Below are 14,588 nucleotides of genomic sequence, written 5' to 3'. Positions count from 1 at the left end.
TCGTGATGCTTTCTTTCTTTACAATAGAAGAAGCACCCGCGCACGGTAAGGCTGAAAGCCTTATCCGCCGCTTAGGAGGAAGACAGCTTGTCTCAAACCAAACAATTGCAATTGCAGCTAAAAAAAGAAGTAGCTCCCTTCGAGAAAACAAATGCATCTGCCAGCATCAAGCAGCTCGTTAATACGCTGCTGCCGTTATTCGGACTCTGGTACGCTGCATACGCCAGCTTATCCGTCTCTTACTGGCTGACGCTGGCCATTGGCATCCTTACCTCGGGATTCGTCATCCGAACCTTTATTATTTTCCATGATTGCTGCCATGGCTCCTTTTTCAAAAACAAAAAAGCAAACGCCATAATCGGCACCATTACTGGCATACTGACTCACGTCCCTTACGCGCAATGGAAGTACAGCCATGCTGTCCACCACGCTTCCAGCGGCAATTTGGACAAAAGAGGACTCGGCGACATTTGGATTTTGACGACTGCCGAGTACGCTTCCGCGCCTTTGCTGCGCCGCATCGCTTACCGTTTTTACCGCCATCCGCTCGTCATGTTCGGACTCGGTCCGATCGGCGTGTTTCTGGTTCAATACCGCTTCAACCGCAAAGGAGCGAGACGCAAAGAACGTCTGAATACGTATATAACAAATGCTTCTATGGCTGCGCTGTACGCGCTGCTTTGCTGGGCAATCGGCTGGCAGGCGTTCGTGCTCGTACACGGTCCTATTTTCTTCGTATCCGGTTTGTTGGGTATCTGGTTGTTTTACGTACAACATCAGTTCGAGGATTCGTATTTCGAGAACGAAGACGAGTGGAGCTACGTTAAAGCGGCCGTTGAAGGCAGTTCGTATTACAAGCTTCCTCGTGTTTTACAGTGGATCACTGGCAATATCGGCTTTCACCATGTTCACCATCTGAGCCCGAAGGTTCCGAACTACTACCTGGAAAAAGCGCATAACGCTACGCCTCCGCTCCATCAGGCTACGACGATCACGCTGCGCACCAGCCTGCAATCGCTTCGATTCCGCCTGTGGGACGAAGAGGGCAAAAAGTTCGTCAGCTTCGGGGAAGCTCGCAAGCGCTATCGGTCAGCTTCGCAGAAGCCGGCCCAAGCGCCTGTAGGCGGCGGTCCCATCCGTCCGGCCGCAGACAGCAAAGGGTGAATCGCCGCCGTTTTATGGTAGAATATGAGTAAGACCAAGAGCGAAGGAAGTTTGCCCGTGAACAAGTGGTATCATATTTTTCATAGAAGCACCGGCTTAAGCCCTTATGTCTGGGTCGTTTTCTGCATCTTGCCGTTTTACTTCATCATCCGCTCACCGTCGACGACCCAGATCGTAAGCGGTGTCGCACTGATCTTGTTATTTTTCGTCTGCTACGTGATGAGTTTTCTCTCCAAAGGGTGGCAAATCTACTTTTGGACGAGTATGCAAATATTAGTATCCATTGCAATGACCATGTTGTTTAGCTTTGTTTACTTCTCCATTTTTCTCGCTTTTTTTATCGGGAATATCCAGAACAAAGCTGGTTTCATTACACTGTATACCGTTCATATCGTGACGACCTTCGTAACGATCAACTACGGCTTCGTAACGGCCAATTCGATGCTGCTCAGTCAGTTTCCCTTCGTGTTCATCAGCTTGATTGCGGTTATTTTACTGCCTGTTAATAACTATAACCGGAACAAGCGCGGTCAGCTCGAAGGCAAGCTGGAGGATGCGCAAAAACGAATCTCGGAGCTTGTGAAGCAAGAAGAGCGCCAGCGTATCGCCCGTGACCTGCACGACACGCTCGGCCAGAAGCTTTCGCTGATTGGGCTGAAAAGCGATCTAGCGGGCAAGCTCATCGAGAGCGACCCGTCCCGTGCCCGCTCGGAGCTGCAGGACGTCCGTCGAACGGCCCGCATGGCGCTCAAAGAGGTGCGTAATTTGGTTACACAAATGCGGGGAGTCCGGCTCGCCGACGAATTTCAGCGTATCAAGCAGGTGCTCACGGCCGCACAGATCAATTTCGAGCTGGAGGGTACCCTTAGCGAGGACGAGACGCAGCTGACGATTCTGAGCGAAAATGTGCTCAGCATGTGTCTGAAGGAAGCCGTCACCAACATTGTTAAACACAGTCACGCCGCCACATGCAAGGTCACGCTCGAAACGGAACCTGCCAATCTCATTATGCGTGTAAGCGACGATGGAATCGGCCTTCCTGCCGGCTCCGCCCGCAATCAGGGGAATGGATTGCAAGGGATGAAGGAACGAGTTGAATTTGTGAATGGCAGTCTGGAGATCGCACCGGTACCGAAAGGAACGACGCTGGTGTTCAAAATTCCTCATATTATTAAACAAGCATAGGAAGTGATTGCTTTGATCCGTATCGTTATTGCCGAGGATCAGCGCATGCTGCTCGGAGCATTGGCCTCGCTGCTCGATCTGGAGGAAGATATGAAGGTTGTCGGGCGCGCAGGCAATGGCGAGGAGGCCGTAGCCCTCGTCAGGGAGCATCAGCCGGACGTGTGCATCATGGACATTGAGATGCCGCTGAAGAGCGGCCTTGAAGCAGCCGAAGATTTAAGAAATTGCGGCTGTAAGGTTATCATCCTTACCACCTTCGCCCGTTCCGGCTATTTCGACCGCGCTATGAAAGCCGGCGTCAGCGGTTATTTGCTCAAGGATAGCCCGAGCGAGGAGCTCGCTGCCTCTATTCGCAGCATCGTCGAAGGCCGGCGCATCTACGCCCCGGAGCTGATGGACGAAGCCTATGGCGAGGAAAACCCGCTAACCGATCGGGAAAAGGAAGTGCTCGGCCTAATCGCCGACGGTAAGAACACGAAAGAAATCGCCAGCGAGCTCTACATCACGACCGGCACCGTCCGCAACTACATCTCGATCATCCTCGATAAGCTCGATGTAAGCAACCGGATCGAAGCGATCACCCGTTTCAAAGAAAAGGGTTGGTTTAAGTAGAGTCTGCCCTCCTTGTTGGCTAGCTCTGCGTCATCTTGGTGTGGGATAGGTTGCGCATGATTTTGAGGTGAACCCCGTCGCGGACGGGGGGGAGCGAACTACGAGGAACTACGAGAAATAACTGCAGAAATGCAGTTATTGTACCGCTTTTGAGCCTGAGACGAGGAAATAAATGCATTTTGGCAGTTATTGAACAGGGAATGCGTCCTGACAACGACATAAGGCCAGAAATAAATGCGGAAATGCAGTTATTGTACCCTTTTCGAGCCTGAGACGAGGAAATAAATGCATTTTGGCAGTTATTGTGCAGGGAATGCCTCCAGACGACGACATAAGGCCAGGAATAACTGCAGAAATGCAGTTATTGTACCACTTTGGAGCCTGAGACGAGGAAATAAATGCATTTTGGCAGTTATTGAACAGAGACTGCGTCCTGACAACGACATAAGGCCAGAAATAACTGCGGAATTGCAGTTATTGTACCGCTTTTGAGCCTGAGACGAGGAAATAAATGCATTTTTGCAGTTATTGAACAGGGACTGCGTCCTGACAACGACATAAGGCCAGAAATAACTGCGGAATTGCAGTTACTGTACCACTTTTAAGCTTGAGACGAGGAAATAAATGCATTTTGGCAGTTATCCGAATGAGAATGCGTCCTGACAACGACATAACGCCAGAAATAATTGCGGAATTGCAGTTATTGTACCCTTTTCGAGCCTGAGACGAGGAAATAAATGCATTTTGGCAGTTATTGGGCAGGGAATGCGTGCAGAGGGCGAGGTAGGGCAAGGCAATAAAGCAACTGCATAAAGCAGTTCAGGCCGTCAAGATGTTCATCTCGACAGCCCGACATTCTTGAAAACTAGTAGCTATTCGAACTCACCGTGTCTGCGTAAACGACTTTCGTTCCGGCGATAAAATCGTGCAGCCCTCGTTTGTCATCACGCAAGCCGATCATAAAAGCGCTAACGATCACCGCGATGCCGAACGTAATGGTATAGATGAGACCGGCCACTAAATTGCGCAACAGCATCGTACCAATCCCCGGCGGCGAACCGTCCAGCTTGCAAATCTTAATGCCGCAAATGCGTTTTCCAACCGTATAGCCTTGCCAGAAAACCGGGAGCAGCAACGCATACAGGCCCGACAATACATCCTCCACATAATCCGTGCCAATTCCCTTCGCAAACAAATAAATGGGCAGTCCTATAATTAGCCCGTCGAGCAGATTAGCTCCCAGTCGAATCCAAAATCCCGCGTTCATCTCTGATCCACTCCTCCACACGTGTTATTCCACTTTATAAGGCCAGTCTTCTACCTTTCTTGCAATAAGCAGCGCACGATTCAGCACCTCTACCACTGCAAAAACAATCGCAAGTACACGGAACCCGAGATCATATAAGCATACAAAAGCGCCCGCCATGAGCAGCAATTCGATTCCGAGCCGACCATACAAGCCGAGCTCTACTGAGCGTTTCGGCGAGATCAGCTTACCCCAAACCACTGCAGCCGCGATCGGCAAACCAAGTCCAGCCGCAAATTGCACCCATAGGCTCTGATCGAGCTTAAACCCCCAATAGGCAAGCGATAGAAATAAAATGAGCTCTAAAACAAACCGTATAGCCAATTGGAAAACCGCGAACACCGCTTACCCTCCCCTGTCTATTTATCGCATCTATGCTTCTGTTTCTAGGTATACGCCGTTCTGTCTATTTATCGCATCTATGCGCCTGCTTCTAGATATACGCCGTACCGGCCCCTCAATATGACGGTACGCAGGCTCTTCAACGATCCGATTTTGATCGACATTACTCTACAAAATTCTTCATTCACTTCCAGAATCCTTCATACACTGCCTCAACTTCAAACCAACAGTCCCCTTCTTGCACGAAAAAAGCTTGCCCGCCAAGAAAGGCGGACAAGCCAACGTACCGTATCGTATCGTTTAAAATTAAGCTTTCGATGGATCGAACGAGCTTTTCAGCGATACGATCCGGTTGAAAACGAGCTTGGAAGGAGTCGAATCCTTCGGATCGACATTGAAGTAACCATGACGGAAAAATTGGAACTTGTCTCCGCCGGAAGCATCCTTCATGTTCGGCTCCACGAAGCCTTCCAACACTTCTTGATTGTTCGGATTGATGCATTCGAGGAACGGCTTGCCTTCCTCTTCCGCCTCATTCGTAATAAGCGGCTCATAGAGGCGGAACGAAGCCGGAACGGCTTGCGAAGCTTCTACCCAATGCAGCGTGCCTTTTACCTTGCGGGCGTTAAAGCCCGATCCGCTCTTCGTCTCTGGGTCGTAAGTGCAGTGAAGCTCCACAACATTGCCGTCAGCATCCTTGATAACCTCTTGGCAAGTAATGAAATACGCATGCTTCAAGCGAACTTCGTTGCCAGGGAACAACCGGAAATATTTCGGCACCGGATTTTCCATGAAGTCGTCGCGCTCGATATAAATTTCACGGGAGAAAGGAATTTGGCGTTTGCCCATTTCCTCGTTCTCGGCGTTGTTTTCGGCTTCCAAATACTCGATTTGGCCTTCCGGATAGTTCGTAATCACGACCTTAAGCGGCTGCAGCACAGCCATCGTACGGAGCGCCTTCAGCTTCAAGTCTTCGCGAATAAAATGCTCCAGCATCCGCTCGTCGACCAGACTGAACGCCTTCGCCACGCCGATCTCGCGACAGAACGCGCGAATCGCTTCCGCCGTAAACCCTTTGCGGCGCAAGCCGCTGATGGTCGGCATCCGCGGGTCGTCCCAGCCTTCAACGACATGCTCGTCGACAAGCTGTTTCAGCTTTCTTTTACTCATAACCGTATTTGTCACATTCAGTCTTGCAAACTCGTACTGACGCGGCACGGCCTCCATCTCGCATTCGGCAATAGCCCAATCGTAGAGCGGCCGATGATCGGCGAATTCCAGCGTACAAATCGAATGCGTTACGCCTTCGATGGCGTCGCTGATCGGATGCGCATAATCGTACATCGGATAGATACACCATGCGTCGCCCGTACGATGATGGTGCGCGTGAGCAATACGGTACAAGACAGGATCGCGCAGGTTGATGTTCGGAGAAGCCATATCAATCTTCGCGCGAAGCACCTTTTCCCCGTCCTTGAACTCGCCTGCACGCATGCGGGCGAACAGATCCAAATTCATTTCGACAGTCCGGTCGCGGTAAGGGCTGTTTTGGCCAGGCTCGGTCAACGTGCCCCGCGTCTCGCGCATTTGCTCGGCGGACAGGTCACATACGAACGCTTTGCCTTTTTTAATAAGCAGCACGGCGCGGTCGTACAATTCTTCGAAATAGTCGGAGGCGAAGCGCAGGTCGTCCCACTCGAAGCCGAGCCACCGCACGTCTTCTTGGATCGACTCGACATACTCCGTGTCCTCTTTCACCGGATTGGTGTCGTCGAAGCGAAGGTTCGTTTTGCCTTTAAACTCGTCTGCGAGTTCAAAATTCAAGCAAATGGACTTCGCGTGTCCGATATGCAAATAACCGTTTGGTTCCGGCGGAAAGCGGGTCACGATTTCCTGCACGCGGCCTTCTTTCAAATCTTCGACGACGATGTTCTTGATAAAGTTTGAGGATGATGTCTTATTCTCCACAGTGTTCTCCACGGCGACCAACCTTTCCCACGATAAATAATTATCTTCCTATCATACACAATATCGCGAAAAAAAACACGACCGAAGTGGATAAGTCCCTGCTCTCCTTTTCCTAAACAGCTTTCAATAGAAAACCACGCATGCGCTCCGTTCCGTAAAAGGCGCCACAACGGCGGCACATCGAATGTCTCCGGGCTAAATGTCACTGACCTGCTAGAAACGAATGATTCCCGCCGAATAAAGCAAGACGAGAATAACGAGAATCGGAGCGACGAACCTGACCATGAACAGCCATAACCGGAACCACCCGGCACGCAAGCCAGCCTCCTCTGCTGCTCCTTTCCATGCATACCCGACGAAGATCGTCACAATAAAGCCGCCGAGCGGCAGGACGATGTTGGACAAAATAAAATCAAACCAGTCGAACAGCGTTTTGCCGCCGAAAGTCAGGCCTGGCGCTGCACCGCCTACCGACAACGCGCATGGAACGCCAATTAGAAAAATCAAGGAAGCGGCAATAGCTGCGGAAGCATTACGGCTTAACCCGAACGTATCCTTTAAGAAAGCGACAGGCACCTCCAGCAGCGATACGGTCGAGGTCAACGCCGCGAACGCGAGCAGCAGGAAGAATAAGCCGCCGAAAAAGGCGCCGAACGGCATCGCCCCGAATGCCGCAGGCAGCGCCACAAAAACGAGACCCGGCCCCTGGGAAGCTTCCAGGCCGAAAGCGGCCGAGGTCGGAAAAATGATCAGGCCCGCCAGCAGCGCATAGACCAGATCTCCTGCGCCGATCGCAAGCGCGCCAGACCCGAGCGATTGCCTTTTATCGACATAAGCGCCGTAGGTAATCATCGTGCCCATGCCCAGCGAAAGCGAGAAAAAGGCGTGCCCGAGCGCCACAAGCGCCGATTCCGTCGTAATCTTGGAAAAGTCGGGACGAAGAAAAAAGGAGAGCCCTTCCCCCGCCCCTTCCAGAGTTAACGCACGAATCATAAGCACAATAAGCAAAATAATCAGACCCGGAATAAAAACTTTATTGAATTTCTCGATTCCGGAGGAAACGCCTTTCATAATAACGGCGGCCGTCACCAGCATCGAGACGAAATGCCACAGAACCGGCAGCCACCCTCCGATGAAAGCGCTGAATTGGCCGGCATAGTCGCCGCTGGCGTACAGCTTGCCTGTGAAGGAAATGATCGCATAATGAATCGTCCAACCGGCTACGACCGAATAGAAGCATAAAATAAAAAACGGCGCCAAAATCGAAAGGAAGCTGATCGCTCCCCAACTTTTTTTGCCGCTTAGCCGAATAAAGGAGGTCGTCACGCTGCCTCTTCCACCTCGTCCGATCGCAAGCTCCGCAAGAAGCACGGGCAGTCCGATAACGACCATGCAGACGATGAACATCAGGAAAAAAGCCGCCCCTCCGTATAGGCCCGTAATATACGGAAACTTCCACATGTTGCCGAGCCCGACCGCGCTGCCGATTGCCGCCAATATAAACCCGGACGAAGAAAAACGCTCGCCCGATTCCTTTAAACCTCCCGCTTCATGTCCGCTCATACTTTCACCTCGAGTATCCCATCTGTTTGTCCTCTTTTTAGCTCTGTTTCCAGCTTCGGCTAGTATGGCCCTTCTGCCCGGTTTACACTCCGACGCCGTAAAGCCCTTCCGGCTGAGCCGAAAGGGCGGGAAGCAGAACGTATGGAGTAGAAGATCCATGGCAAGCAAGCCGGATTAATAAGAAGCGTTACGCCCTATAAAAAGGGTACAAAGCAGACGTCACAACGAGCAGAAGGTCCTTCTCGCAGTCGAGCCGGAGCAGACCGTTCTTTTCATCCCGGCCTAGCATCCCTGGTTCGGCTTTACGCGCCCGGGCTGTGAAAGAAGCGGCAAGGCCGGCTGCAGCGGCACGCGCCAGCCATGGACGCGGCGCAGCGGCCAACGCGTCCGCGAATCGGTCCGCCGCGCTGTTCCATTTGCCCGCTGCGGCATAAATAGCGCCCGCCGCCAGCTGCTCAGACGCTTGCGCTTGCGGCGAACGGCAAGCTAAAGCCGCTTCACCATTCGCGGAAGCTTGCGCGCCAAGCTGCGAGCACCATTGCAGCAAAGGTGGCAGGAAAAAGGCTCCTTCTCGGTCCGTCAGGAAGTTCCGAGTCTCCCTCCTGGAGGCCAGCTTTACATCTCCCGCTCCGGGAATGGATAATTCCTCGGCCAGCCAAGCAAGAGCGTCGTGGTCTCCCAGCATGCCGAGCGCCTGTTGAGCCGCCTGCGGGCCATTGGAGGAGATGGTTTCTGAAACCACGCTGACGAATAACGGACGCAATCCGACCTCCAACACAGCGAGCATCGCAAGCCGCTCCCAAGCAGGTACATAATCGGAGTTAAGACGGATTGCCCTCGCATAGTGCAAGGCTGCCGCTTTCCAGCGTCCTAACCGCTCTTCGGCATAACCTGCGGAAGCCAACGTCCGGTAGCTTCCGGCACCTCGAGCCGACGTATAGTGAACAGGGGCCGGACCGATCTGCGCCGCTCGCTCATAGAGAAGCAATGCTTCCTCTGCCCTGTCCTGTTCCATAAGCGCCGCCGCCAGCAGCTCGTACAAATCGGCAAAGTCGGCAAATCCTCGCTCGACGATCCCGTATTCAGCCCAGTACGCCGCCTTTTCAGGCTTGCCCGCCGCCAGGCTGGCGGCGCTCAGCTTTAGCAGCGCATCCGACATGAAACCGCCGTCCGCTTCTGTATTCTTCGCAAGCGGCTCCAACCACCGTATGGCTTGCTCCCATTCACCGTAAGTAAAGCACTCGGTGCCCATTGCATATTGAAGAAGGAGATTGGCGGGCTGGTCACGCAGAGCCGATTCTAGAATACCTGTGTTTCGCTCTCGTTTATTTTTAGCCGCCATCCGCTCGTCGGTATAGCCTTCGTGCCTAATTTCAAGCGGAGCGTAAGCAAGCGCATCGGGGCCGATTGCCGCTACAGCGGTTGCTGTCTCCTCGTGCAAAGCACCTGCGAAACGAATGCGCGGGTCATTGCGAAAAAGCCTGCACACGGCATCGGAAACAACCGATACCGATCCGGCTTTTCCTACCGCGCTTGTGAGTCTGACGTAATAGCCAAACCGCCGCTCGTCGGCAAGCAGTTTCCGCCATAATTGATCATCCTGCGGCAGCAGCCGCTCGTCGGCATCGAGCACCACGATCCACGGCTGGCTGGCTGCAGCCAGCGCTTTATTCCTTGCTTCGGCAAAATGGTCGGTCCATTCGATGGACAGAATTACCGCGCCATATCGTTCTGCAATTTGTAAAGTCCGGTCGATAGAACCGGTATCCGCAACAATCATTTCACTCACGTAAGGAAGGGCCGACTCAAGACAAGCTGCAAGCAGCTCCTCTTCATCCCGGACGATCATGCATAAAGACAAGGGCAGCCTTTTGCTCGGCTTCAGCTCGCTGCTATCCACACGGCTCCCCCTCCTGGCACGCGGCGCTTCATTTTTACCAGCCGTCATTGCCAGGCAGTAATAGCCGGACCGCGGTCAATGCCTTTTTCTCTATCTCCGTCCTCCGAGCTTGCTGGGACTGGGCCAGAAATAGGTCAGCCCGCTTCCGCCATACTGCCGATACCGTATCCTTTTCCTTGCTCGAAGCAAGCAGCGGCAGCCCTGACCAGTCGCCGTTTCTTAGAAGCTCGGATGCGTGCAGCAGCTCCCGCTTCGTTTGCTCTTCTTTCTGCAAGCTCGCTTGCAGCTTCGTCCACGCGTAGGACTCTTGCTCACAACCAGAAAGCGCCAGCACGGCGCTCAGCTTTAACGCCGCCGCAGCGTCCGTACATTGCAGGCGCGTTGCCAGCAGCTGAGGCAGCTTTGCGCCTTGACCGGAAGCTTTCATATAAACGCACATCCTGAATAAAGGCGGAAGGAGATCGGGCTGGTGGCGGAGCGCCTCTACATAACTGCGTATAGCGCCTTGGGCGTCCTGCAGTGCTTCGAATATTTTTCCAAGCAAGTAGGCCGTCCGGTACGTCCCCATGCCAGCCTCCGTATGATAGCCTAGCGGAGCGGTGCCGATCGCAATCGCTCGTTCTGCAGCATCCTGCGCTTTTTTCAAACGGCCGCAGTAGGCGCTGCACAGAGCCAAGTAATGCCACATGTCGGTATAGTCGGCATAGCGCTGTACGCCTTCCTCTGAAATGGAGGCCGCTTCCTCCCAACGACTGAGAAGCTGCAAGCTCAACGCTTCGTATTTAATGACCAGATGAGCATAGTTCAGTTGATCAAAATCCGGCATCTGCCGCGATAGCCGAAAAGCAGCCAACGCCGCCTCCGGTTCCCCCAGACGCAAATGCTCCACTCCAATGTTGTACCGATGAAACCCGTTATCGGGTTCCTCTGCTATAGCCATTTTTAACAGCTCTATATTACGCATTTCTTTTTTCTTGGACAAAACCACTTCTTGCTTATAGCCTACATGGTGAATGACCGCTTCGGTCATATGAAAACGGGCGTGTGGATTGTTCCGCACGATCGCCGCCGCAATCTGTTCATGGATGCGCCCTTCAAAACGGTGCTGCGGGTTATTTCGAAACATTCGCAGCACGGGATGAACGGTTTCACCTTGCGACTCGCCATTGCCGACCACATTCCGAATTTGCAGCAGCATGGCAGAGATGCCGGGATCGCCCATATATTTTTGCAATTCCTCAGGTGCGCCCTCCATCAGTCTCTCATCAGCATCCAGAAACAGTATCCATTCACCCTCGGCCCGCTCCAGTCCTGCATTTCTAGCTTTGGAGAAGTCCTGTTCCCATGCCTTGGAGATCACGCGTGCGCCATATACGGATGCGATTTCAACGGTGCGGTCTTTGGAGCCGGTGTCGACGATGATAACTTCATCAGCAAATCCTTGCACGCTATCTAAACAAGCGGCCAAATAATCTTCCTCATCCTTAACGATCATGCACAAGGAAACCCGTTTCGGATGCCTCTTCATTCGCCCTCCTCCTTTGCACGCCGCGCCAGTTCGTTTGCCATCCGCAGCTTTCCGTCCGCTGGAGAGCCACGCTAAGACGCTCCTTATCCGTTACAGCCCAGCTTCCGTCCCAGCTTCTGCTGCCGCTATATTCCTCGGGAGAAAGCGCCTGAAGCGCCAGCTGCAAGCAAGCCGACGCCGCACCGAGGCGAGCCCTTTCAATCGTTCTCATAGACGCCGCATCCCGCCTCGGAGCCTCGGCCGCCTGTTCCAGCAGCGCCAGCGCTTCATTGAAATTACGCTTCTGGTAGAGAAGTTCCCCCAGTCGGTATGCCTGTTCGCCGTCCAGCTTTCCCGTATGTTCATACTCCAATAGCATGCATTCGGCGGCTAATTCCAGAAAACCGTGATCGTACAACTGTATGGAGAGCTCCGAGCTCAGACCGGTCCACACCGTGGAGAGACGGATCGCCAGATCCAGCAGCCCGTGCCGAACCGCTCTATCCTGCCAAGCAGACGCCCAAGCCAAGCAAGCGGCGTCTGGCAATATCGGTATCTCTGCTGGCGAGTCTGATGTCAGCCGGGCATTCATTTCCTTGAGCCATTCGTACTCTCTGCCGCCCATCAGCGGTCTGAATGTGGAGAGCAGGTCATCCTCGCTTTTGTCTGCTGGCCGGATTTCTTGATGGGCCCATCTGCAAAGCATTTTATCCGCTACAATAATGGCTAGTTCATTTCCCGTCGCCTGTTCGCGGGCTTCGAAGGCCTGATTTAGAATAACTTCTGCCTTGCTTAAGTTCCCTTCACCGATCAAAGCCTCTGCTGCCAAAATAAGATCAGCAGGCTTCGCCGCAGTTGAAACGCCCTCTCCAGACTCCGTCTTTTGGAGTTGCTTCGAATCTATCGCTGCCAGCCACAACGGCGCAGCTAAACGATATGCGCCGACGGCTGTGAGAACTCTCGCTCTTGCACTCAAAACGTCTGCCTCGTCTTTTTTGATGAGAAAGGCCGTCGACATTTCATCGATGTCCTCGTCGCTTTTGCCAGACATATGCATCGCATGCGCAATACCAATAATGGCTGGCTCCCAGCCAGGAACAGCAGCCAGCGCTCCTTCGAATCTCTTATTCGCCGCCGGGAGATCGCCCAACTGGAGCAATGCTTCACCCCATGCCGTGAGTGGCAGGCAATCGCCGGAGCCTTTCTCCGCAATGTAGGATAGTTCTGTATCGCAGTGCGTTGCGGTTGCCGCTTCGAAGGCTGCACAGGCGTCCGGGAGCATTCCAAGCGCCAAATAGCATTGACCGAGTAAATAGTGAAGCTCGGAATAGTCTGGGTACCCAAGTGACTCTCGGGTTAACCATTCGACTGCTTGAGCGTTTTGTCCGATCTCCATTAGCGTTTTTGCATAATCTCTTACGAGCGTTGCGCGATAGGGAGCTTGCACAGGCGCCGTATCTAGCGCTTTGGCCATGACTTCCGCCGCTTCTTTTACTCTTCCTAGCTGACAAAGCGTCACCCCGTAATTGTAAAGGCAAAAAGGATCATTCGGCCGATTGGACAGCTGCCGGGTAATGATCCTGAAGTTACGCTCTGCTTTCTTTTTTCTAGCAACGTTCTCTGGCTTATAGCCGTCGTGAAAAAGCTTGACGGAGCTTTTACAGCGCTGCCCGTCCACGCTTTTGTGCTGTACGAAGCCTCGCTCCTCCGTTGTTTGCACTAACTGCTCGTGAATTTCCCCGTCGAATCTATAAGCTTGGTCGGTTCGGAACAACCGCACAGCTTCGCTTGTAATCGCCGTTGAACCGTCATTGTCCAGCAAATGCTCCATAGAAAGCTTGAGAGCTGTCTCTTTTATTTGATGCAGTTCGTCGCGCAGCGCCTTTCTATCTCCGACAAGCCATTCATCTGCATCAATGACCAACACCCATACCGTCCTAGCTCGCTGCAACAAAGCATTGCGGGCGGCGGCAAAATCATCTTGCCAATCCACCCGCACAACCGACGCTCCGTAGGCTGCTGCAATTGCTGAGGTCTCGTCGGTAGAACCTGTGTCTCCGACAAGCAGTTCATCTGCGATGTCTCGAACGCTGGCAAGGCACCGATCAAGCACATCGGCTTCGTTGAAGGCAATGATATGAACACCCAGCAGCATCTTCTGTACCTCCCGTTTACGTTCCTTGTCCATTGAAATAAACATCTATCGTCGTCGGGTTTCCGGTAGTAGTTGATTTGTAGGAAAGTCTCGTGTATTTCAGAAAACGCTGCGGAACCAGCACATCGACCGAACCGACCGCTATCCCGCTATCGGTCGCTACGTCTGTATACCAGTTGCTGCCGTTGGCGCTAATTTCGACTATCGCATCAGCTGTATTGGTGCCCGGTCCCCGATTGTAAACGAAGTAGGAATAGGTTCCGTAAATGCTGGTCGTTACGGCCGACAGTGACGTATAGGCGTCGGCTGTGACATTATTCAAGCTTGCCGACTCTTGGAAGCTTTTTTGCGAAATCGAAGTTATGCTGCTAAGTGTACCTGTTGTAATTGTTGCGCCTAGCAAACTAGTCAAAGTTCCTGCTGTAATTGTGGCTCCGAGCACACTCGTCAGCGTTCCTGCTGTGATTGTCGCACCGAGTACTGCTCCCAATGTACCCGCTGTGATTGTTGCTCCGAGTAAAGCCCCTAGCGTTCCGCCTGTTATCGTCGCGCCAGAGACAGCTACTGTTCCTCCAGATATGGCGACTGTGCCGCTCGATATGGCTACCGTACCTGCTGTTATCGTCGCTCCTAGAATACTCGTCAGTGTGCCCGCTGTGATTGTCGCTCCGAGCAACGCCCCCAATGTCCCCGCGGTAATCGTGGCTCCCAGTACCGCTCCTAGCGTTCCGCCCGTGATTGTTGCTCCAGAGACCGCTATTGTGCCGCCAGATATGGCGACCGTTCCGCTCGAGATGGCTACCGTACCTGCCGTAATCGTGGCTCCGAGGATGCTCGTCAGCGTTCCCGCTGTAATTGTAGCTCCAAGCAACGCTCCCAATGTACC

Annotated in this window: 11 protein-coding genes; 3 read left to right on the top strand and 8 right to left on the bottom strand. The window is 53.1% G+C overall.

What is annotated here, in order from left to right; translation table 11 throughout:
- The first annotated feature begins 87 nt into the window (after positions 1–87).
- From desA to ACFVTB_RS09355, 3 genes are read left to right on the top strand one after another with little or no spacing between them, the layout of a single operon-like run.
- Positions 88–1,164 carry a Delta(5) desaturase DesA gene (desA, locus tag ACFVTB_RS09365; protein WP_387747736.1) on the top strand — a complete coding sequence of 359 codons (1,077 nt, stop codon included), beginning with the start codon at positions 88–90 and terminating at the stop codon, positions 1,162–1,164.
- Between the two features lie 57 nt (positions 1,165–1,221).
- Entirely contained in the window at positions 1,222–2,349 is a 1,128-nt protein-coding gene (locus ACFVTB_RS09360) for a sensor histidine kinase (protein WP_387747734.1), read from the top strand.
- Positions 2,350–2,361: 12 nt separating this feature from the next.
- Complete coding sequence (locus ACFVTB_RS09355) at positions 2,362–2,961, top strand: response regulator (RefSeq protein ID WP_387747732.1); 600 nt, start codon at positions 2,362–2,364, stop codon at positions 2,959–2,961.
- Positions 2,962–3,826: 865 nt separating this feature from the next.
- Here ACFVTB_RS09355 and ACFVTB_RS09350 read toward each other — a convergent pair.
- The 8 genes from ACFVTB_RS09350 to ACFVTB_RS09315 all read right to left on the bottom strand — a co-directional run.
- Complete coding sequence (locus ACFVTB_RS09350; RefSeq protein ID WP_387747730.1) at positions 3,827–4,228, bottom strand: RDD family protein; 402 nt, start codon at positions 4,226–4,228, stop codon at positions 3,827–3,829.
- 24 nt (positions 4,229–4,252) lie between these two features.
- Entirely contained in the window at positions 4,253–4,609 is a 357-nt protein-coding gene (locus ACFVTB_RS09345) for a YrdB family protein (protein ID WP_387747728.1), read from the bottom strand.
- Positions 4,610–4,915: 306 nt separating this feature from the next.
- The gene (locus ACFVTB_RS09340) at positions 4,916–6,577 is read right to left on the bottom strand and encodes a glutamine--tRNA ligase/YqeY domain fusion protein (RefSeq protein ID WP_387747726.1); all 1,662 of its coding nucleotides are present in this window, start codon (positions 6,575–6,577) and stop codon (positions 4,916–4,918) included.
- 213 nt (positions 6,578–6,790) lie between these two features.
- Positions 6,791–8,140 carry a sodium-dependent transporter gene (locus ACFVTB_RS09335; RefSeq protein WP_387747724.1) on the bottom strand — a complete coding sequence of 450 codons (1,350 nt, stop codon included), beginning with the start codon at positions 8,138–8,140 and terminating at the stop codon, positions 6,791–6,793.
- Between the two features lie 187 nt (positions 8,141–8,327).
- Positions 8,328–10,040, bottom strand: coding sequence for a tetratricopeptide repeat-containing glycosyltransferase family 2 protein (locus tag ACFVTB_RS09330; RefSeq protein ID WP_387747722.1), 1,713 nt, complete (start codon positions 10,038–10,040; stop codon positions 8,328–8,330).
- A gap of 34 nt (positions 10,041–10,074) precedes the next feature.
- A complete protein-coding gene (locus ACFVTB_RS09325; protein ID WP_387747720.1) occupies positions 10,075–11,568 on the bottom strand; it encodes a tetratricopeptide repeat-containing glycosyltransferase family 2 protein in 1,494 nt (497 codons plus the stop codon).
- Positions 11,525–13,702 (bottom strand): glycosyltransferase, encoded by a 2,178-nt coding sequence (locus ACFVTB_RS09320; RefSeq protein ID WP_387747718.1) that lies wholly within the window; start codon positions 13,700–13,702, stop codon positions 11,525–11,527. Before ACFVTB_RS09320 ends, ACFVTB_RS09325 begins: the two co-directional genes overlap by 44 nt.
- Before the next feature lie 16 nt (positions 13,703–13,718).
- Positions 13,719–14,588: DUF6385 domain-containing protein (locus ACFVTB_RS09315; RefSeq protein ID WP_387747716.1), on the bottom strand; the 870-nt coding region annotated here is incomplete at its 5' end.

It is taken from the genome of Paenibacillus sp. NPDC058071, from assembly GCF_042885235.1.
In the GTDB taxonomy this organism is placed as follows: Bacteria; Bacillota; Bacilli; order Paenibacillales; family Paenibacillaceae; genus Pristimantibacillus.
This window is presented reverse-complemented; position numbering and strand designations above follow the sequence as displayed.

Excerpts from the sequence above, each read along its gene's own strand:
- ACFVTB_RS09350 (WP_387747730.1), bottom strand. The coding sequence starts at position 4,228 with ATGAACGCGGGATTTTGGATTCGACTGGGAGCTAATCTGCTCGACGGG.
- ACFVTB_RS09335 (WP_387747724.1), bottom strand. The coding sequence starts at position 8,140 with ATGAGCGGACATGAAGCGGGAGGTTTAAAGGAATCGGGCGAGCGTTTT.
- ACFVTB_RS09325 (WP_387747720.1), bottom strand. The coding sequence starts at position 11,568 with ATGAAGAGGCATCCGAAACGGGTTTCCTTGTGCATGATCGTTAAGGAT.
- ACFVTB_RS09320 (WP_387747718.1), bottom strand. The coding sequence starts at position 13,702 with ATGCTGCTGGGTGTTCATATCATTGCCTTCAACGAAGCCGATGTGCTT.